The organism is Agathobaculum desmolans ATCC 43058 (genome assembly GCF_000701665.1).
GTDB classification, from domain to species: Bacteria; Bacillota; Clostridia; order Oscillospirales; family Butyricicoccaceae; genus Agathobaculum; species Agathobaculum desmolans.
In genome coordinates this window covers 1-19,011 of the sequence record NZ_JNJN01000052.1, presented here as the reverse complement: position 1 = coordinate 19,011, position 19,011 = coordinate 1, and the positions used below count along the sequence as shown (strand labels likewise).

At 52.5% G+C, this 19,011-nt stretch carries 16 protein-coding genes and 1 pseudogene; 6 read left to right on the top strand and 11 right to left on the bottom strand.

The genetic code is table 11. The features are described from left to right. Positions 1–175 precede the first annotated feature (175 nt). From T363_RS0111815 to T363_RS16735, 5 genes are all read right to left on the bottom strand, one after another. Complete coding sequence (locus tag T363_RS0111815; protein WP_031476106.1) at positions 176–616, bottom strand: NifB/NifX family molybdenum-iron cluster-binding protein; 441 nt, start codon at positions 614–616, stop codon at positions 176–178. Beyond that, complete coding sequence (locus T363_RS0111810) at positions 613–1,431, bottom strand: P-loop NTPase (RefSeq protein WP_031476104.1); 819 nt, start codon at positions 1,429–1,431, stop codon at positions 613–615. The genes T363_RS0111815 and T363_RS0111810 overlap by 4 nt, the downstream gene beginning before the upstream one ends. A gap of 1,058 nt (positions 1,432–2,489) precedes the next feature. Continuing rightward, positions 2,490–3,488 carry an ATP-binding protein gene (locus T363_RS0111805; RefSeq protein WP_031476102.1) on the bottom strand — a complete coding sequence of 333 codons (999 nt, stop codon included), beginning with the start codon at positions 3,486–3,488 and terminating at the stop codon, positions 2,490–2,492. Positions 3,489–3,491: 3 nt separating this feature from the next. Further along, positions 3,492–4,418 carry a DnaD domain-containing protein gene (locus T363_RS0111800; RefSeq protein ID WP_031476100.1) on the bottom strand — a complete coding sequence of 309 codons (927 nt, stop codon included), beginning with the start codon at positions 4,416–4,418 and terminating at the stop codon, positions 3,492–3,494. Positions 4,419–4,508: 90 nt separating this feature from the next. Next, positions 4,509–4,748: a helix-turn-helix domain-containing protein gene (locus T363_RS16735; RefSeq protein ID WP_031476098.1), complete on the bottom strand. Its 240-nt coding sequence runs from the start codon at positions 4,746–4,748 to the stop codon at positions 4,509–4,511. 120 nt (positions 4,749–4,868) lie between these two features. Between T363_RS16735 and T363_RS15260 the strand changes: the two genes are divergently transcribed. Next, positions 4,869–5,552: a copper amine oxidase N-terminal domain-containing protein gene (locus T363_RS15260; RefSeq protein ID WP_051643255.1), complete on the top strand. Its 684-nt coding sequence runs from the start codon at positions 4,869–4,871 to the stop codon at positions 5,550–5,552. Between the two features lie 194 nt (positions 5,553–5,746). Here T363_RS15260 and T363_RS0111785 read toward each other — a convergent pair whose 3' ends face one another. From T363_RS0111785 to T363_RS0111755, 6 genes are all read right to left on the bottom strand, one after another. Next, entirely contained in the window at positions 5,747–7,870 is a 2,124-nt protein-coding gene (locus T363_RS0111785; RefSeq protein WP_051643254.1) for a polyribonucleotide nucleotidyltransferase, read from the bottom strand. 482 nt (positions 7,871–8,352) lie between these two features. Continuing rightward, positions 8,353–8,619 carry a 30S ribosomal protein S15 gene (rpsO, locus tag T363_RS0111775; protein ID WP_031476090.1) on the bottom strand — a complete coding sequence of 89 codons (267 nt, stop codon included), beginning with the start codon at positions 8,617–8,619 and terminating at the stop codon, positions 8,353–8,355. A 494-nt stretch (positions 8,620–9,113) separates the two neighbouring features. Beyond that, positions 9,114–9,779 (bottom strand): DUF6320 domain-containing protein, encoded by a 666-nt coding sequence (locus T363_RS0111770; RefSeq protein WP_031476088.1) that lies wholly within the window; start codon positions 9,777–9,779, stop codon positions 9,114–9,116. After that, on the bottom strand, positions 9,752–11,065 hold the full coding sequence (locus T363_RS0111765; RefSeq protein ID WP_031476086.1) for a hypothetical protein: 1,314 nt from the start codon (positions 11,063–11,065) through the stop codon (positions 9,752–9,754). Before T363_RS0111765 ends, T363_RS0111770 begins: the two co-directional genes overlap by 28 nt. Further along, positions 11,032–11,994 carry an alpha/beta hydrolase gene (locus tag T363_RS0111760; RefSeq protein ID WP_051643253.1) on the bottom strand — a complete coding sequence of 321 codons (963 nt, stop codon included), beginning with the start codon at positions 11,992–11,994 and terminating at the stop codon, positions 11,032–11,034. Before T363_RS0111760 ends, T363_RS0111765 begins: the two co-directional genes overlap by 34 nt. Positions 11,995–12,238: 244 nt before the next feature. Continuing rightward, complete coding sequence (locus T363_RS0111755) at positions 12,239–12,805, bottom strand: flavin reductase family protein (protein WP_031476082.1); 567 nt, start codon at positions 12,803–12,805, stop codon at positions 12,239–12,241. Between the two features lie 527 nt (positions 12,806–13,332). Here T363_RS0111755 and T363_RS0111750 point away from each other — a divergent pair. The 5 genes and pseudogenes from T363_RS0111750 to T363_RS0111730 all read left to right on the top strand — a co-directional run bounded on the left by T363_RS0111750 (position 13,333) and on the right by T363_RS0111730 (position 18,902). Beyond that, on the top strand, positions 13,333–14,307 hold the full coding sequence (locus tag T363_RS0111750) for a DUF6017 domain-containing protein (RefSeq protein ID WP_031476080.1): 975 nt from the start codon (positions 13,333–13,335) through the stop codon (positions 14,305–14,307). Positions 14,308–14,328: 21 nt separating this feature from the next. Further along, positions 14,329–14,550 (top strand): DUF5348 domain-containing protein, encoded by a 222-nt coding sequence (locus T363_RS0111745; protein ID WP_031476078.1) that lies wholly within the window; start codon positions 14,329–14,331, stop codon positions 14,548–14,550. A 93-nt stretch (positions 14,551–14,643) separates the two neighbouring features. Next, complete coding sequence (locus T363_RS0111740; protein WP_031476076.1) at positions 14,644–15,126, top strand: PcfB family protein; 483 nt, start codon at positions 14,644–14,646, stop codon at positions 15,124–15,126. After that, positions 15,123–16,499 (top strand): annotated as a pseudogene (locus tag T363_RS0111735) (VirD4-like conjugal transfer protein, CD1115 family); the annotation flags it as partial. The gene T363_RS0111740 and the pseudogene T363_RS0111735, both read left to right, overlap by 4 nt. A gap of 582 nt (positions 16,500–17,081) precedes the next feature. Continuing rightward, positions 17,082–18,902, top strand: a complete 1,821-nt coding sequence (locus T363_RS0111730; protein ID WP_031475749.1) for a reverse transcriptase/maturase family protein — start codon at positions 17,082–17,084, stop codon at positions 18,900–18,902. Positions 18,903–19,011: the final 109 nt, after the last annotated feature.

Here is a 19,011-nt window from a genome sequence, read left to right as displayed (position 1 = left end):
TAAACAAGCTCACCGTTCCCGAAAAAGGAAACGGCGAGCATAACCGCACTATATTTTATTTATTTCTCCGGTCTACCTTGACAGGGGCGGATCAGATGTCCTGACTTTTTATGTTTATATGCTGAAACCATTGTTTTCCAACGCACTGCCGCGCAGATCACCGAAGCCGTCCGGCTTATTTTACTTCTTCTACCGGGATCTGACGGATCAGCTCGATCGGGCCGCAGCCCGCGCACTTGGCGCAGTCGTGCATGCAGGCCATCGGGTCATCCGGGTCTTCCTCGCGTCCGATTTCCAGCAAGGTGGGATCACCCTGCTTCTCGCCTACCAGGAACTTCGCTACTGCCTCTTCCGCCGCGCCTTCACAGCCCGGTACCAACAGTACACCAATCATCTCCAGCGCATTGCGCATAGCCAGACCGAGCGCGCCGCAGATCAGCACATCGATTTTTTCCATGCTGACCAGCTTGAGCAGGGCGGTTGTGCCGTCCCCCTCTGCGGTGACCAGGCGCTTGCCGGTCGGCTCCTGTCCTTTTGCTGCAACGACCAAAAACGTGCGGCATCCACCGAGGTTGGATGCGATCTGCCCGTTTTCATATGCTACGCCGATGTTCATCGCAGATCCTCCACCACTTTCAGGGCGCCGCCTACCGCATCCGGCAGTTTGGCATCCTCAATGCAGCCAGCATCCACCGCAGCAGCCAGCTTGGGATCGATCGGCAGCTTAGCCAGCACCGGCAGATTATAATGTGCCGCCACCTCATCCACCTTGCTTTCGCCAAACACCGCAATGTGCTTGCCGCAGTCCGGACATTCCAGATAGCTGTAATTCTCCACTACGCCAATTACCGGGATCTCCATCAGCTGTGCCATCTTAACCGCCTTGCCGACGATCATGGAAACCAGATCCTGCGGCGAGGTAACGACCAGAATGCCGTCCACCGGCAGGGACTGGAACACCGTCAGCGGTACATCGCCCGTGCCGGGCGGCATATCGACGAACATAAAGTCCACATCGTCCCATACCACATCCGACCAGAACTGCTTGACCGTTTCCGCGATGATCGGGCCACGGTAGATAACCGGATCATCCTCGTTCGGCAGCACCAGATTGATTGAAACCATCTGCACGCCGCCCTCGCTGCGCGCAGGCAGGATGCCCTCTTCGCAGCCTTCCAGCTTGTCATGCACGCCAAACGCCTTTGGAATAGACGGGCCGGTGATATCCGCATCCAGAATACCGCAGGTATAGCCCTTGCGCGTCATGCCGACGGCCAGCATGGAGGTAAGCAGGCTTTTGCCCACGCCGCCCTTGCCGGAAACCACGCCGATCACTTTTTTAACCGTTGCCGCAGGATTCGCTGCGACCTTCAGGCTTTTTTCGCCGCCGCATCCTGCCGAGCAGGAATCGCAGTTGTGCGAACAACCCATATCAAACAACTCCTCTGCAAATTGCATTTCTGTTTTTTAGTATACCCCATCCGCCGCAGTTTCGCAAGAAATTACCGGATCGCGCCGTCAAATTCCTGCCGACTGCACCTTGTATATAAGGAAAACGCCGCTGCCTCGTTTGGGGGAAACGAAGCGGCGGCGCTTTGCCTGTTCACTACACAGATTTGAAAAAAGGGGTAAAAGAGAAATAAAAGATCGGTAAACTGTTCAGTTTGGGATTGCGGCTTCCCTTGCTGACAAACTTAGTATACCGCGTATCTACGCACAATATGTGAACAGTTTTTGAACGGCCTGTGAAAGATTTGTTTCTTTTGTCCATCCGCATGTTCTTACCGAGAGAAACGCCCTGCTGCCGATGGGAACGGCAGCAGGGCGCACTCCATGCAAATGAAAAGAGGGTAAAAAGAAAAGGTGAAAGAAAACAAAGTGTAAAGAGTATTGTCATCCGGAGAAAGGGGGCATCTCCTTTTGACATGTTTAGTATACCGCACTTTCCGCATCAAAGTATGAACAGCTTTTGAACAGTCTTTGAAGGGTTTTTTACATTTTACCCTACCCGCTGCACACTCCCGTGCCACCGCATCCGTAAACAGAAAGCGCCCCGATTCCTTGGGGGATTGGAATCGGGACGCTTTCTGTCATTTCACAAAATAAAGGGGGGTAAAAGAGAAATAAAAGATCGGTGGCTGCCGACGCGGGATTTGCGGCTTCCCTTGTCGACATGCTTAGTATACCGCACTTTCCTCCCCCAAGTGTGAACAGCTTTTGAACAGTCTTTGAAGGGTTTTTTACATTTGACCCTACCCGCTGCACACGCCCGTGCCGCCGCATCCGTAAACAGAAAACGCCCCGATTCCTTGGGGGATTGGAATCGGGACGTCTTCTGTCATTTCACAAAATAAAGGGGGTAAAAGAGAAATAAAAGATCGGTAGGCTGTCAACACGGGATTTGCGGCTTCCCTTGCTGACGTATTCAGTATACCGCACTTTCCCCGTCAATGTATGAACAGTTTTTGAACGGCCTGTGAAAGATTTGTTTACATCTGCTGCCGCTTCTTCATCAGGCGGATATCGTCCCCGAAAAAACGCAGCGCCATAAACTCACCCAACAGGCGGGAGGCTACCGCCGGTGAATACTTTTCGCCGAGCGCATCCGGCAGCAGGTTGGTGTTGACGATCATCGGTCTGCCGGCCATCAGGCGGGTATTGATCAGGTTATACAGCGCGGAAACCGTAAACGCCGTGCCCATTTCCGTTCCCATGTCGTCAATAATCAGCAGGTCGGCTCGCTCATAACGCGCGGCACGCTCAGCGGCGGCTTCTTCATCCCCGCTGCCGAACTTGATTGTCTCATACGCTGCAACAATGTTGATCGCCGTATCGTACGCCACGGAAAACCCGCGTGCGGATACCGCCTCGGCAATGCAGGAGGATAAAAAGGTCTTCCCCAAGCCGGTCGAGCCATACAGCAGCAGGTTAGGGGAGTCCTTGCCGAAATGCGCGGCATAATCCTTGCATTCATCCAGATTATACGCCATATTTTCCCGCGGCGACAGCCCCAGCCGTCCGTCCGGGCGGGTCGAATAATACTCCAACCGAAACCGGCTGAAATTCTGATCCCGGATCGGCAGCACCGCAGAGAGCTGTTCCTTGAGCAGCCGGGCATACCGCTCCCGCACGCACGCACAGGTCGCGCTGCCCTGATAACCGGTATCCCCGCACTTGGCGCACAGCGGACGGTCGGTCAGATAATCCGCCGGCAGTCCCATCCCGGTCAGTAGCGCACCGCGCTCTTCCTGCAATGCCAGATTGCGGCATCGCAGCTGTTCGATCGCCTCTGCCGGATCGCCGCCCGATGCCAGCGAAGCCCGTAATACGGATACCGCAGTCGCGGACAACTCCCGGTCGATCGCACGCAGGCGCGGCTCACGGGCGTAGGCTGCACGGCGGCGCGCCTCCAGCTCGTCCGCATGCGCTGCGCGGTCGCGTTCCAGCTCCCGCCGCGCAGCAGCCAGCAGTTTTTTATCGTATGCCATGGCTTATTCCTCCGTTTTGCTGCGGTGGCTGCGCACCCGCGCCGCCCAGTCCTGCTCCCATGCGGCAAGGGTCGCGCTGTCGGTCGGCTGTGCCGTGGTCTGCCCGACCGCCTCCCGTGTTTCCGGCTCCAGCGCCGTGATCTCACTGACCGTATGTACGCCCGCCTTATCCCAGTTGCGCAGGATGCCGAGCAGGTAATCCAAACTGCGGCGTCCCTGTTTTTTATCCGACCGCTCCGCTGCCAGCGCGACTGCCTCCGGCGGGAACCCGTGCGCCAGCGCAAAGCGGCACACGCGCTGCTCCTTGGGCGCGGGCTGTGCCGGGTCTGTGCCGAGCGCCTTATAGATCGCTTCACTAAACGGCTTCTCGTTTGCCCGCCGCGCCAGATACTGCTGTGCGGCCTGCGCCGAGGTCACGCCCATATCCGCCCACTGGTAGCTTTCCTCCCGGATATCCTTAAGCCGCACCGTGCCCTTTTCATTTTTCAGGTAGGCCAGCAGCTCAATGATCGCCCCGGCGGAAAGCCCGAGGTGGTCGTATGCCGTCAGCAGGCAGCGCAGCTGTGCCTCGGTCAGGGTACGGCCGAGCACACCTTCCGCCGTTTCGCACACGGCGGAGAACTTGTGATCCTCCACACGGGCACGGCGCAGCTCATCCCCCGTATACTGCGGCGCTGCATCCGGCTGCTCCTGCTTCACCGGCGCAGCCGGTGCAGTCAGTTGGTTGATGGTAAACGCTGCGCGTTCATACTGCTCTGCGGACAGGTGCAGCGCCCGTGCCGCGGTTTTATCATCCGCTGCGCCGCCGTGGCGCAGGATATACAGATAGAGCAGCGCCGCGTTGCCGTCGCCCACCGCGATGAGCTTGTCCAGCATATCGCAGCGCGCCACGCGCAGTTCGCCCTCGGGAAGCAGTACAGAGGTGGGCATGGTGTCATTTCCTTTCCGGATGGATGTTGCTTTTTATTATAGCACACGGGATGCCGCCGGGCAAACAAAAAGGAGGGCGTGCGCCCTCCCTTATCTTCCCGCCAGTTCATCCATGGAGATTTGTAAAATCCGCGCGATCTCGCGCAGCTCAAAATCCGCCAGAAAACGTTTTTCACATTCGATACGGCTGATTGCTTTTTGGTCGAGATCCACGCCCGCCACCTGCAAACGTGCCGCCAATTCCTCCTGTGATAATTTTTTCTGTTTCCTTAATATCCGAATTTGTGTGCCGCATATATTTGCCCTGCCGTTGTAATTGTAAATTTTCATAGATATAGTTTTACCGTAAAGATGAGTATTTTTACTTGACTATATCACCCCCTCGCTGTAATATTATACTAAAGATGCCTAAACAGCATTCTATATCATTTCACCATGGGAGGGAACCTTATGAAAATTTGGAAACGCCTTGCCGCGCTGGCACTGTGCGCAGCACTGACCTGCGGCACCGCATTTGCGGCAAACACAGTGTATCGAACCATTACTGTACAGTACAGCGATATCAAACTCGTAGTCGACGGCGTAAAAGTCACGCCCAAGGATGCCGACGGCATCACCGTTGAACCATTTATCTACAACGGAACAACCTACCTACCCGTGCGTGCGGTGGGCAACGCGATCGGCAAGCAGGTAACGTGGGACGGAAAAAGCAAAACCGTCTATCTTGGGGAAGCGCCGGGCAGCAGGACGTGGCTGATGGATGTCTGCCCACCGTATGAAACATATATAGCCTTTAACACACCTTCTTCCTTCAAAATGGCAGGCCAAGCTTATACGCATGGTTTTACCATGAATAATGCTTCCACTAAAGGTTGCTATGCTCTCTTTAATCTGAACGGCAACTACAACACATTAAGCTGTGATATTGGACATGTAGATGATACTCCCATGGTGGACGGTCAGTATGAGATTTATCTGGACGGAGATTTGGCGCAAATCATTGAAGTAAAGGCCGAAGATTTAGTTAGGCACTTTGATATCCCACTACATAACGCTTTGCAAATGAAAATTGTATTTGTGACCAATGTTTATTCGGGCGGCGCATTCGGCTTCGCCAACTGCGAACTTTCCTAAAGTCCGCGCAGCGGCATTAAACAGGCGGGCGCATCGCGCCCGCCAAAAAAGTCAGGACATGTGCCTGACTTTTTTCACAAACAGAAAACAGCGCAGGAATCAAAATTCCTGCGCTGTTTTTCTGCAACAGGCATTCCCAGCCGCAGGCTGGCGATGCCGTTTCTCGTTTCAGGCTGTACGCCTGAAACGAAGTTTTACTTGATCTTCTCTTCCGGCTTCACGTCCTTCATGGACAGGTTGACACGACCCTTATCGTCGATCTCCATGACCTTGACCCAGACCATATCGCCTTCCTTGACGGCGTCCTCCACCTTCTCGATGCGGTGATCCGCCATCTTGGAGATGTGCACCATGCCGTCCTTACCCGGCAGCAGGTTGACGAACGCGCCGAAATTCATCAGGCGCACAACCTTGCCGTAGTAGATCTCGCCCGGCTCCGGCTCCTTGACGATCGCTTCGATCATCTTGCGGGCCTTGTCCGCATCCGAAGACTTGATCGCCGCGATGGTGACCGTACCGTCATCCTCGATATCGACCTTTGCGCCGGATTCAGCAACGATGTTCTGGATCACGCTGCCACCCTTGCCGATGACCTCACGGATTTTATCCGGATGGATATGCATGGTAGTCATCTTGGGCGCCCACTCGGATACATCCGCGCGCGGCTTGTCGATCGCCTTGAGCATGATCTCATCCAAAATGCCGTAACGGGCAACGCGGCACTTCTCGAACGCCTGCTTGATGATGTTCGGGGTCAGGCCGTCCACCTTAATATCCACCTGAATCGCGGTGATGCCCTTCTTGGTGCCGGCAACCTTAAAGTCCATATCGCCGTAGAAGTCCTCAACGCCCTGAATATCGGTAAAGGTGGTCTCCTGACCGCCGTCCGTGATCAGACCGCAGGAAATACCTGCAACCGGCGCGGTGATCGGAACGCCTGCGTCCATCAGCGCCAGCGTGGAACCGCATACCGAGCCCTGCGAGGTCGAACCGTTGGAGGAAATGACCTCGGATACCAGACGCAGCGCGTACGGGAACTCGCTCACCGGCGGGATGACCGGCAGCAGTGCGCGCTCCGCCAGTGCGCCGTGACCGATCTCACGACGGCCGGGGCCGCGGGACGGACGGGTCTCACCGACCGAGAAGGACGGGAAGTTGTAGTGATGGATATAACGCTTTTCGGTTTCTTCAAAAATGGTGTCCAGCTCCTGCGCGTCGCCCAGCGTGCCCAGCGTGCACAGGGTCAGCACCTGCGTCTGGCCGCGGGTGAACATGCCCGAGCCGTGTACGCGCGGCAGCACGCCGACCTCAGCCGCCAGCGGACGGACTTCCTCCATGCCGCGGCCGTCTACGCGCTTGCCGTTCGCCAGCCAGCGGCGGACGATCTTCTTCTGCAGCTTGTCCACACATTCGCCGAGGTTTGCGCCGTGCTCTTCCTTGTATTCCTCAGAAAGGGTCGCTTCGAACTCGTCTACGATCGCACGCACGCCCGCGTCACGGACGGTCTTGTCGTCGGTGTCCATCGCAACCTCGAACTTGTCGTTTACTGCCGCCTCGAGCTTGTCGAACAGGTCGTGGTCAATGTCGTGATGCTCGTACTCGAACTTGGGCTTGCCGATCTCGTCCTTGATGGACTGGATGAACGCGCAGATCTTCTTCAGCTCCTCATGCGCTTCCATCAGGGAATCAAACATCTGATCCTCGGGCACTTCCTTGGCGCCCGCCTCGATCATAACGATCTTATCCTTGGTCGCGCACAGGGTAACGTCCATCTCAGACACCTTGCGCTGCTCAGAGGTCGGGTTGATCACGGTCTTGCCGTCCACAATGCCAACCTGGCAGCCCGCTACCACATAGTCAAACGGGATATCCGAAATCGAAACCGCGATGGACGCGCCCAGCAGAGCAACGACCTCAGGAGAGTTGTCGTAATCGTTCTCCAGCACGGTGCAGACGATGGAAACGTCGTTCCGGAGATCCTTGGGGAACAGCGGACGCATCGGGCGATCGATCTGGCGGGAGGCCAGAATCGCCTTTTCAGACGGGCGGCCCTCACGGCGCATAAAGCTGCCCGGGATACGGCCTACCGAATACAGGCGCTCCTCAAAATCGACCGAAAGCGGGAAAAAGTCGATGCCGTCGCGCGGCTTGGCCGAAGCGGTCGCGGTAACGAGCACAGCGGTATCGCCGTAACGCACCAGGCAGGAGCCGTTGGCGAGCTGCGCCATCTTGCCGGTCTCGACGGTCAGCTTGCGGCCGGCGATCTCGGTTTCAAACACACGGTAATTTTTGAAGTCAAAATGATTGATGTTTGCCATTTTTTGTCCTCCTTTTTGTTTGGCGGAGGGCGGCAGATGCTTTTTTAGCACTTGAAACAAAGCCCAAACTCTTATAGGGGGCTTCCAAAGCCCCCTATATACGAAACCAAGTTCCAAAGCAACTTGGTTTCGATACCTGAAGGATGCCGCCCAAGGCGGCTGGGTCGGGGTGTAAAAAACCACGCGCATGTCGCGGTTTTTTACGGAAACCGCAAAGCGGTTTCCAAATGAAATGCCGCGCGATACGCGCGGTCGCCTGCGGGCGGGCCAAAGGCTCGCCGCGCCCTCCGGCACGGCTGCCTTGTGGATACGGTTTGCAAGCAAACCGGTTTTTTGTACCGCGAACAAAGTTCGCGGGTTGCCTGCGGATGAGCGTTCTCCCCTTATTGGGCGCTGTTTCAACTGCTAAAAAGCGGTTTTGCCGCCTTCCATGAAAATACAGAAACAGGGGAGCAGACTGCTCCCCTATATCCTTGTAGATTTTACTTACGAATGCCGAGCTTGGCGATCAGCGCACGGTAGCGGTTGATGTCCTTCTTCTGGAGGTACGCCAGCATCGAACGGCGCTGGCCGACCATCTTAAGCAGGCCACGGCGGGAATGGTTGTCCTTCTTGTGAACCTTCAGGTGCTCGGTCAGCTCCTGAATGCGCGCGGTCAGAATCGCGATCTGAACCTCCGGCGAGCCGGTATCGGTCGCATGGGTGCGGTTAGCTTCAATTACGGCAGTCTTGTCTTCCTTACGGATCATGTTGGTGTTTCACCTTTCTGTAATAAATTTTTGTTACCCACAGGCCGGGCCGCGGCTTGGTGAAATGGACACGGTAAAACGCATCCGGTTGATCCGACGGCTAAGCAGGGGGCGAAAGTACATATATAATACCACGCAGCGGTTATTTTGTAAAGCAATTTCTCTTTTTTTATTCATTTTGGACAGTTTTCCTGCTTTCCCCCGCGCTTTTTGTCAGTTTGCATAATTATGAACAAATTGTTAACGTCTTTTTGTCGGTTTTTTATCTTGCAGACAAGCCTCTGCGGGTGCTATAATGCTTGCATCCTCGGTGGATGACTGAGTGCGCATCAATGTCTGAAGCCGTTTTTATTTATTGCTAAAGACACGCGACGGGGCGGTGCAATAGCGCGGCCTGATGTCGCGTTCTTTTTTGCCCACATTCCCTTTTAATCAAGCAAAAGCACACAGAAACGGTGTTTACTTCCGTTCTGTGTGCTTTTTTCATCCCCGCCTCACAGGTGGAACCTGCGCTGCAATTCCGCTTTCAGCGTCTGCCACTGGAACAGCAGCAGCGCGGCCAGAGAAACGATCGCCATCCCCGCGCACAGCAGCGAGGGCAGCAGGATATCCACCAAACCGCAGGCAATCAGCACCAGCGGCGCCAGTCCCAGCACACAGGTACTGATAAACGGCCCCGCAAACAGGTGCAGCGGCATTTTGAACAATCCGGCGCACAGCAGCATTCCCGCCACCGCGACCATACACACGCAGGGCAGCACAAAATCAACCGACCAGCCGCGCCAGCCGGTCCATACATCCCACAGCACGGAAAGCAGCGGGATCAGCACCGCCTGCCACCCCAGATTCTGCATGATATCCCGCCGGTAGGCAATGCCGACCGCAGCGGCAGCCCATACACAGGCTGCCCCTACCGTCACAAACAGCGACCACAGCACGTGCATCCCCAGCGCGATATTGACCAGCACGCACACCGCGCTTACCGCAACCGCAATCAGCGCCAGCACACGCAGAATAAAATTCCCGGTAAACCGCGGTTTTTCCAGCGCGGGAAACACCTCGGTATCCGGCTCAGGCGTACCGGTCAGCTGGCCGCCGCACAACGGGCAGCAGCTTTTGTGACCGGCTACCGTTACTCGACAGCTTGGGCATCGCTGCATGGCGCATCCTCCTCTTCATGATACTCGCTGCTGCGGATCTCCACATCGATCCCCTCTCCGGTCAGCAGCTCAAAAAACCGCCGCTGCACCTCGGTGTTTTCAAAGGCGGAAGTAAAGCCGAAATGCAGGCTGTTGCCAAAGGTGCAGGTGCAGAGCTGGGTGGCATGCGTCGTCATAAACGCACCGAAGCCACGCACAAAGGGACACAGCGGCTCGGGCAGCTGAAAGCGCCCCACATTGGAGATCACCGCCGTCTCGCCCCGCTCGGAAATATCGCCGGACAGGCGCAGCACCGGATTTTTCAGCACCAGTGGGATGGGCCGCAGCAAAGGATTGTGCTCCAGCGCCGCCATTTTATTCATGCGTGCGCCCACCCGCTCGGGCGTCAGCTCGGTTTTGAACGCCTGCGCCACGCACTGTACAATATCGGTCAGCTCGCCGCTGCGGGCACCGAAGTTGTAGCCTACGCGGATCGTCCCGAAAAAGTTACGCGTTGTGCGGGAGGGGAAAAAGCTGCGCAGATCGACCGGCACGGTCAGCACGATATCCTTTTTCTGCTCACGCACATATATTTCGCCATGGATCGCCAATATCAGCAGCGCGGCCATATAGGCGGTCAGCGTTGCGCCGCAGCGGTGTGCCGCCTCCAACAGCTGCCGCACATCCGCTACCCCTTCGATGACCGTCAGGCCGCCGTCCTGCCGTTTTACCCCGCGCAGGTGATATACCTTGGCCCGGCTTTTTTCCGTCGAGTTACTGCCGCCCGCATTCGGGCGGTAATACTTCTGAAAGCTGTCCGACCCGCGCTGCGACACCGAGGCCTGCGGCCGGATATCCGCCCCGGCCTCCGGATGGCGCAGAGAAAGGTAATCCGTCAGCAGCGCCTGAAAGAATTCGATTGCACCCGACCCATCCGCCAGCACATGATAGACCTCCAGATTGATCTTATGATGCCAATAGCTGACGCGAAACAACAGCGACTGGCTGCCGAAATACAGCGGCGCACAGGGCGGCGTATGCTCCGGCTCAACCGATGCCCGCCGGCCGGTCTGCTCCAGATAGTACCAAAACACCCCGCGCCGCATCACCATCATCAAATGCGGATAGCGCTTGATCGTCCGATCCAGCGCCTCCTGCAGCACATCCGGCTCGACCGGCTCCGCCAGCTCACACGAAAGGCGGAACACACCCGTATCCGAGCCGTGCGAGGTGGGCGGGAATATCTTAGCCGCATTGTCCAGCCGGCTCCATCTCAGGGTTTTTCGTTTTGCATTTTCGTTCGGCATGATGCAGCCTCTCCGTTCAGAAAATAATCGATCATATCATACGTGCGCCGAACCAGCTTAAACCGAACCGGCAGCGAAAAATAACCGTGCAGCGCATCCGGCATCCGGTACAGCATCACCTTGCCGCCCGCGCGGCGCAGGGCATACGCATAAGCCTCGCCTTCATCCCGCAGCGGATCGAACTCCGCCGTGATGACCAGCGTGCGCGGCTGGCAGCTCAGATCCTCCGCCAGCAGCGGCGCAAAATACGGGCTGCGGATACGCCGCGGGTCACCGCCCGCATACAGCGCCATATAATCGCTGACCCGTTTGGAGGTAAGCAGGTAATCCGTGCCGTTTTCCCGCACGGATGCAAAGCGCGAGCCCGGCGAATGATCGTTGTAAGTCGCCGGATAGATCAGGATCTGCTGAGACACCTCGAATTCCCCGCGGTCACGCGCCATAAGAGACACCGCCGCCGCCAGATTGCCGCCCGCCGAGTCCCCAACCAATGTGATCTCGTGCGACTGCACGCCGAACTGCTCGGGATGGCGGTACACCTCGCGTGCTGCCGCATAGCAGTCCTCCAGCCCCTCGGGAAACGCATGCTCAGGCGCCAAACTGTACTCAACCGACACCACACGGCAGCCTGTCCATTTTGCCAGATTGCGGCACACCGTGTTATAGGTATCTACACTTTCCAATACCCATCCCCCGCCGTGGAAAAACAGCAGCAGACGATTATCCGTCTGTTTTTTCGGCGTATAGATGCGCACTGTGATCTCCCGCCCGTCCCGCTCGATCTGATGATCCCACACACGGTACAGCGGCGAAAGCGGTGTGCGCAGCCCACGCAGCACACGTTCTACTTTATACGTTTTGCCCACATCGATATTCGCGGCATAGCTGAGGGTGTGCAGCGCCGCATGCATTGCCTTGCTGATCGCCATACATTTTCTCCGTTCTGTTTCGTGTAAAACAGTATACCACGCTTTCGCGCAGAACGCAAAGCGCAGCTTGTTTTCTCCCCTTTTGACTTCAGCCTGCCGGGCAATGGCCTTATCGGTTCCGCAGTGCGATGAATGAAGCGGAACAACCCGATAGAATAAAAAAGACGATAATCCGGAGGGCAAAATTCAGTAATTCTATAAAAAACAAGATCCCTCGTAAATGAGGAATCTTGCTTGGCTAAAATCACTTTTTCAGCTGCAGGCCGTCTTTGAAGGCTTCGCCCACCCGTTCTGTTACCTTATAATAACCTTGCGTGTACGGGTCAAAAGCAATAGCATTTACTAAAGACATATCAATTTTACCGTTCACCATTACGCGCTCATCCGCTGTAACATTAACAACCCTTCCGATTACGCCGCAGCCATATTTACCGCTCTGGTACTCCACGAATTCGCACTCCAAACACAACGGAAATTCATTGATAACCGGCGCATCAACCGTTTCCGCTTTGCTGGCGGTAAGACCGCTGCGTGCAAACTTATCAGACACCCTATTTCCGGATTCAACCCCGAAATAATCTGCTTCCACCAGATGATCCGCATCCGCAATGCTCACAGTGAAGGCGCCGCGCGCTTTGATGTTCTTTACCGTTTTATGCGTTTCGGTTAGATTGAGGGCCACCGTATTTCTTTCCTGCATGGTTCCCCAAGCAGCGTTCATAACATTAACGCTGCCATCTTCATTATAAGTTGCAACCATCAAAACCGGCATTGGAAAGATGCCCTCGGTTATATTAAGTTTTGTTCTCATAACAGCTACCCCTTTTCATTGATTAAATTGACAAAATCACTTATTCCAAATATAATTATATCGAACGTTAGCAGCAATTCAAGTACTGGCATTTTGGAAATGTACTTTCTAAAAGGAAAGCATATGTAAGATTAAATTAGTTGATTGTCTTGAAAAATGCTTGATTTACGGGCATATTCGCAGGTTTGCAGATTGATTTTACTACTCATTTACTACTTTTAACGAATTGAGCCTTGATATGCAAAAGCACCTGCGAAGCTGCCGGATAGACCACTACACCACCTTACGCGGCACGTCGAAAAGAAAAAATAAAATAAGCACCACCTATAAGGCGGCGTTTCTCACTCCCACACAGGAGAACAGGAACGCTGCTTTTTTATGCCCTCATGTTACGCAGTAAGGGCAAATAAAGCCTTGATTTATGCGGCTCTTAGAGCGCGGAAATGAGAAAGGCAAGGGTTGATACCTTTTCCCTCAAAACCGCGTTTCTACTGCGTAACAAATCCAACCAAAGGAGTGATGAAGCTATGGCAGTTTTCCGCGTGGAAAAGAACAAAGGTTATACGGTTATGAGCAACCACCATTTACGCAACAAGGAACTTTCCCTAAAGGCAAAGGGCTTGTTGTCGCAAATGCTCTCACTTCCCGAAGATTGGGACTACACCCTTGCAGGGCTGTCCCTTATCAACCGGGAAAGTATCGACGCTATCCGCACCGCTGTATGGGAGCTTGAAAAAGCCGGATATATCACAAGGCGGCAGGGACGCGACGAGAAAGGCAAAATGACCGCTATCGAGTACACCATTTACGAACAGCCACAGCCCCCGGCATTGGATTGTCCGGTATCGGAAAATCCAACAGCGGAAAAGCCGATATTGGAAAATCCGACACCGGATAACCCGACGTCGGAAAATCCAACGCAATTAAATAAAGATATACCAAAGACTAACTTACCAAACAAAGAAAAATTAAATACAGATATATCAAGTACCCATTCCATTCCTTTCCATTCCCTAAATCCCTCTCCCTTAGAGGACGCGGCACAGCCGCCGGAACGGAAGCGAAAGGAAGCGGCAGACGCATACAGCGTGTATGAGGAAATCATTAAGGACAATATCGAGTACGATTATCTGATACAGGACAGACACCTTGACCGGGACAGGATAGAGGAAATCCTTGACCTTATTCTTGAAACTGTCTGCACCAAACGAAGAACAATCCGTATCGCCGGGGACGACCACCCGGCAGAGCTTGTAAAAGCAAAGTTTATGAAGCTGAACAGCGAACATATCCGCTTTGTACTTGACTGTATGCAGGAAAACACCACCAAAATCCGCAACATCAAGCAGTACATGAAAGCTGCCCTTTTCAATGCCCCGTCTACGATTGGCAGCTATTACACGTCCCTTGTATCTCACGATATGTACGGCGGGTGCACTATCCAGTCGGCAAGAAGCAAGGGCATACCCGATTACACCTGCAACGAGGGCGAAAGCCTGTAAACCAACCCAAAGGAGGATTTTATGATGACACAGAGAACAGGAGCTTTGATTTTTGATGAAACCGCTGACCGCTACGACATTCGCTTTGACGTAAACGACTATTACGGGGGCTTGCATTGCGGCGACTGCATGGAGGTCTTTGTGCGGGGCAAATGGAAGCCTACCCGTATGGAGTACGGGGACAACTGGTATCTTGTAGGTATTCGGGCGGCAGACCTTTCCGGGCTGCGGGTGCGGATTTAACAGGGCGGCGTGAAAGCGGACACTCTTTTTTCATGCCCGCCCCGCTTCCCGGTGGCGGGCATACCACCCTAGAACACGAAAGGAGGACATCCATTGCAGGAGGAAACCAACGAAAAGACCATAGCCCTTTACATCAAGACCGGGAAGCTGACGGCGCAGCAGCTCCAAAAGGCTATGAAAGCCCTGCTTGCACAGATGAAAAAGCAGCATGACAAACAGAAAATCCCGCATGGCAAGCAGACCCTAAAGCAGCTTATGAAGCAGAACGCGGGCGTTTCCAACATTGAAATCACAAAGGACAATATCAAAGCCTTTGAGAGTACGGCGAAAAAATACGGGATTGACTTTGCCCTAAAGAAAGACAGCACCGAAACCCCGCCCCGCTATCTTGTGTTTTTCAAGGGACGGGACGCGGACGCACTGACCGCAGCTTTCAAGGAGTTTTCCGCAAAGAAGCTGACGCAGGAACAAAAGCCCTCTATCCGCAAGCTGATTGTTTCCCTCAAAGAAAAGGCGGCGGCTCTGAACACACAGCGGGACAAAGTAAAAAACAAAGACAGGGGGATTGCAAGATGAACGCTATCAACTGGAAAAAATTGCTGCTTCCCAACATTCCCTATCTGCTCTTTGTGTATCTTTTTGATAAAGTCGGGCAGGCGGTACATCTTGCGCCGGGGGCTGACCTATCCGGCAAGGTGCTGTCGCTTGGGGAGGGATTTTCTATGGCTTTTGCAAATCCGTTTCCGAGCCTTGCCCCTATGGATTTGCTTATCGGTATTGCGGTGGCTGTCCTTATCCGGCTGATTGTCTATGTAAAAGGCAAGAACGCGAAGAAATACCGGAAAGGTATCGAATACGGTTCTGCCCGTTGGGGAACTGCCGAAGATATTAAGCCCTACACCGACCCGGTATTTCAGAATAACGTGCTGCTCACACAGACGGAACGGCTTACCATGAACAGCCGCCCAAAGCAGCCGAAGTATGCAAGGAATAAAAATATCCTTGTTATCGGGGGAAGCGGCAGCGGCAAGACGCGATTTTTTGTAAAGCCGAATTTAATGCAAATGCACTCAAGCTACGTTGTAACCGACCCGAAAGGAACGGTTTTAGTCGAGTGCGGGAAGCTCTTACAGCGGGGCGGCTATCGGATAAAAGTGCTGAACACGATTAACTTCAAAAAAAGCATGAAATACAATCCCTTTGCCTATCTCCGCAGCGAAAAAGACATTTTGAAACTGGTAAACACTTTGCTTGCCAACACCAAAGGGGACGGGGAAAAAGCCGGGGAGGATTTTTGGGTAAAATCGGAACGGCTTTTTTACTGCGCCCTTATCGGCTACATTTGGTACGAAGCCCCGGAGGAAGAAAAGAACTTCACGACGCTGCTTGAAATGATAAATGCCAGTGAAGCCCGCGAGGACGACCCGGAATTCCAGTCCCCCGTTGACCTTATGTTTGAACGGTTGGAGGAAAAAGACCCGGAACATTTTGCCGTCCGACAGTATAAGAAATTCCTGCTGTCTGCGGGAAAGACAAGAAGCTCTATCCTCATTTCCTGCGGGGCGCGACTTGCACCCTTTGACATTAAAGAGCTGCGCGACCTTATGGAAACCGACGAAATGGAGCTTGACACCATAGGCGACCGCAAGACCGCCCTGTTTGTCATTATCAGCGACACCGACGACACTTTTAACTTTGTGGTATCAATCCTTTACACGCAGCTTTTCAATCTGCTTTGCGACAAGGCAGATGATGAATACGGCGGCAGGCTGCCCGTTCATGTGCGCTGTCTGTTAGACGAGTTTGCAAATATCGGGCAGATACCGAAGTTTGAAAAGCTCATAGCCACTATCCGAAGCCGGGAAATCTCCGCGTCGATTATCTTACAGTCGCAAAGCCAGTTAAAGGCAATCTATAAGGACAACGCCGATACCATAGCCGGCAACTGCGTGCGCCCAGAAGTCGCCAGCGCAATATAAATTGGCGACGTGGTACTTACAGGATACCGCCTTTAGCAAGCGGTAGGTAAAAGTATCAGGTGATGAAAAATCACAACCTATTATTCTACAACTTATCCGAGAGGGGAAACCCGAAGGGGAGTGTAGCATGTTGTTGTTCCAGTTGGAACGTAAATAGGAAAGGCGCTAATCCTATGCGTCAGAACATTTAAGAATAAAAATCAGTGTATGAGGTACAAAGCTAAACTGCCTAAACGATAGCCAGAGTGGGGGAACCCGTGCCCCGCATACGAAAAGGATTGAAACGTATGCTTTTCATGTTGGTTTCATTTCGCAGTTATGAAAGCAAGCGATACTCATGAAAGAGCAACCGCAAGACAGCGGATAAATGGCGAAAGTCGGTGCCGACAACACTGAATGCTAATCCTGTATTTACTAACTGGGGATGACCTAAACCTGGTAACAGGCATGGTCACACAGCTCCCATAGTAGTCCGAGACGTTAATGACGTTCACATGGCGAAGGGGAGCAGCTTATCAGAAAATACTAAAATGAAGGAAGGTGCGAGAGGCATTGAGAAATCCAACTGAGGTATTGAAAAATTTGATGGAAAAGTCAAAGAATGAAACTTACAGATTTCAGAGATTATACAGAAATCTGTACAATCCGGAGTTTTATTGGCTTGCGTATAAAAATATCTACGCAAATGATGGCAGTATGACTGCCGGAGCTGATGGAACAACGATTGATGGCATGGGTAACGAGAGAATTGAGAGGATTATTTTATCCTTAAAAGACCGAAGTTACCAACCTAAGCCTGCAAGAAGAGAATATATTGCAAAGAAAAACAGCAGTAAAAAACGTCCTCTGGGTATTCAGTCGGGGGATGATAAACTCGTGCAGGAAGTCGTTAAGATGATTTTGGAGAGTATTTATGAGCCTGTGTTCAGTAATAAATCACATGGGTTCAGACCAAACAGAAGCTGTCAGACAGCACTGAAACAGATACAGAACACCTTTACTGGTGCGAACTGGTTTGTGGAAGGAGATATACACGCTTGTTTTGACAGTTTCGACCACCATGTAGTTATCGACCTCTTGAAAAAGAGGATTGATGACGAAGCGTTTATCCAGCTTATATGGAAATTCCTAAAAGCAGGATATATGGAACAATGGACATTCAACAGAACCTATAGCGGAGTGCCGCAGGGGTCGGGAGTCAGTCCAGTGCTGGCAAATATTTACCTTCATGAATTGGACAAATTTATGGAAAATTATGCAGAAAACTTCAATACAGAAGCCAAGAAGAAACATTTTTCTACTGCATATAAGTCCAGTGTCGGTAAGGCATACAGATATAGGAAAAAGGGCAGAGAGATATGGGATAGTCTGTCTGATGAAGAAAAGAAAATCAGATGCAAAAATCTTAAGGAACTGGAAATGATTGAAAAATCTACAACACCGTACGTCTATAACGACAGTAATTATAAAAGGGTGCAGTATACGAGATATGCGGATGATTTTATCATCGGGGTTATTGGTAGCAAAGCAGACGCAGAAGCTATCAAGAAAGACGTGAAAATATTCCTGCAAAAAGCATTGAAATTAGAAATGTCAGACACTAAGACAAAGGTTACGCACACTGGAAACAGAGCAAGATTTCTAGGTTACGACATTACGGTATCAAGAGCGCAGACGCTACAGAAGGCTTCTAACGGAAGGGTTCAGAGATGTCAGACAGGAGTTGTTAAACTGTATGTTCCACGCGAAAAATGGGTAGGTAAGTTAATTGAATACAAAGCAATGAAAATCAAAATCAACGAAAACGGAAAAGAGAGATTTGTAGCCCTTCATAGGGGAAAACTGGTAAACCAGAGCGATATTGAAATTCTCGCAAGATACAATGCAGAAGTCCGTGGACTATATAATTATTACTCCATAGCGAATGACTCCTTTAAAATAGGGAGATTTGCCAATGTAATGAAATACAGCATGTATAAAACATTTGCGTGCAAGTATAAGACGAATGTTCATGAGATTAAGCGGAGATATTGCAGAAACGAATTATTTACAGTTGCGTATGAAACAAGGCAGGGAATGAAAACAACAACATTCTACAGGGATGGTTATAAACGGAAGGAATGTGCTACAAAGTTTGATAATGTAAGCGAGCTTCCGCAGTTTTCAAAATATGCCAAAACTAACACTCTCAAACAGAGAGTGGAACGTCATACTTGTGAATTATGCCAAAAAGACTGTAGAAATCTGGTAATACACCAAGTTAAGAAACTCAAAGATTTAAAGGGAAATACAGAGTGGGTATTACTCATGCGAAAAAGGAGACGGAAAACACTCGTGGTATGCCCCGAATGCCATAATTTAATTCATTCGTAACACCGCAAATGATAAGCGGAAAGCCGTATACATCGAGAGGTGTACGTGCGGTTTGGGAGGGAGTGGATGCAAGTCCTTTTCGAAGGATGAGCTGAAGCTTACCTCATGA